This window comes from Candidatus Symbiopectobacterium sp. NZEC135, assembly GCF_025962695.1.
In genome coordinates this window covers 1-1,726 of the sequence record NZ_JAGFPF010000345.1, presented here as the reverse complement: position 1 = coordinate 1,726, position 1,726 = coordinate 1, and the positions used below count along the sequence as shown (strand labels likewise).

At 58.7% G+C, this 1,726-nt stretch carries 3 protein-coding genes; all 3 read left to right on the top strand.

The features are described 5' to 3' along the window. Positions 1-409, top strand: a 409-nt coding sequence (gene tagH / locus J5224_RS26690) for a type VI secretion system-associated FHA domain protein TagH (RefSeq protein ID WP_264628182.1), incomplete at its 5' end; no start/stop codon positions are given. Then, positions 409-930: a type VI secretion system lipoprotein TssJ gene (tssJ, locus tag J5224_RS26685; protein WP_264628183.1), complete on the top strand. Its 522-nt coding sequence runs from the start codon at positions 409-411 to the stop codon at positions 928-930. The genes tagH and tssJ, both read left to right, overlap by 1 nt. Positions 931-932: 2 nt before the next feature. After that, positions 933-1,726: type VI secretion system baseplate subunit TssK (gene tssK, locus J5224_RS26680; RefSeq protein WP_264628181.1), on the top strand; the 794-nt coding region annotated here is incomplete at its 3' end.

The window sequence follows — 1,726 nt, the reverse complement described above, 5'->3', positions numbered from 1 at the left end:
TCTGCGCCCGATTGAAGATAACCCGCTGCGTCTGGGCCTGGACTATGCCGACACCCTGCCATTGCTGTTTGCCGATGGGAAAAGTCCGGTACACCTTTCTGCGCCAGCAGCAGTCGCTGAAGTGCTGAATAACGTCCGGGTGCACCAGGCGGCAAACCAGCAGGCCATTACCGTTGCGCTGGAAACCATCCTGCAAGCGTTCTCTCCAGCGGCCTTGCTCGACCGTTTTGCCCACTATCGCCGCAGCGGCGAGCAAGATGTGGTGGATGACGGTTGGGCTTGGGAAATGTACCAGCACTACTACCGTGAACTGACCTCTGTTCGTCAGCAAGGTTTCCAGAAGCTGTTTCAGCAGGTGTACGCCCAGGCGTATGACCACGCGGTGCGCCAGCAGCAGGTACAACAATGATGTGGCGTCTGCTCTGTTTTGTCAGCCTGTTGGCTTTGCTGCCAGGCTGCACCACCCTTGGCAAGATGGCGAAAGTCGCCGCCAATCCCGATATTCAGGTGGGCAGCAACGATCATCAACCCTCCACGGTGGGGTTTAGCCTGCTGGCAGAGCCGGACGTAAACCCTAACGAGAGCGGTGATGCCGCGCCCATCGAATTCGAACTGGTGTTACTGGCTGAGGATTCACGCCTGCTGGCCGCCGACTACGACCAGATCACCGAGGATATCGAAAAAGCGCTGACCAAGAACTATGTCAGTCATCAGGACTATACCCTGCTGCCGGGGCAGTTTAAGTACCTGCCGCCCGAAGCGTTGGATGCCAAGGTGCATTACATCGGCGTTATCGCGCGCTATGCCGATCCAGAGAGTGCGGAATGGCGCAAGGTGATCAAACTGAAAAACACCGGGCGCAGTTATCAGGTTCTGGTGCACCTGCGCCGGGATGAAGTCGACATCAAAAAAGACCAGGAAGAAGAATAACCATGTCGAGTCGAAATCGCATTATTTGGCGGGAAGGGCTGTTCATCAAACCTCAGCATTTTCAACAGCAGCAACGGCATACCGACTACACCCTGCACGCGCGTCTTAGCGCGCTCAGCGACTATTTTTATGGCCTGCAAACGCTGGCTATTAACGAAGAGTACCTCAACTTTGGCCGTATCGCGCTGGTCAACGCCAGCGGCGTGATGCCGGATGGCACCGTGTTCAACATTCCCGGTGACGATGTGCTGCCACCGCCGCTGGAAATCACTGATGTGGCGCTGGCGAATCAAAAAGTTTATCTCGCCTTGCCGCTGGCGGTAAGGGGTGGCAGCCGAGGCGGGCAACCGGGGCAGGGGGTTGCCAGCCGCTTGCAGGCGCAACGCCACGATGTGCGCGATCTGCACAGCGAGGGCGGCGATGTGGTGTCGCTCGAGGTGGGCAAGGTCAGCCTGCGTCTGATGCTGGAGCGCGACGATCGCAGCGCCTACGCCTCATTGGCTATTGCCACTATTCTCGATAAACGCCCCGATGGCGGGTTGGTGCTCGATCCGAACTTTATGCCGTGCAGTGTGAGCATCACGGCCATTCCTGCCCTGAAGCGTTTTTTGGGGGAATCTGCCGGGCTGGTCGCCGAGCGTGCGCGCAGTCTGGCACAGCGCATCGCCGCGCCAGGACAACAAGGCGTCGCCGATGTGGCGGAATTTATGATGCTGCAACTGCTTAACCGCGCGCAGCCCCGCTTGTCCCACCTGGCGCGCCTGGGCACGTTGCACCCCGAAAGGTTGCATGAAGC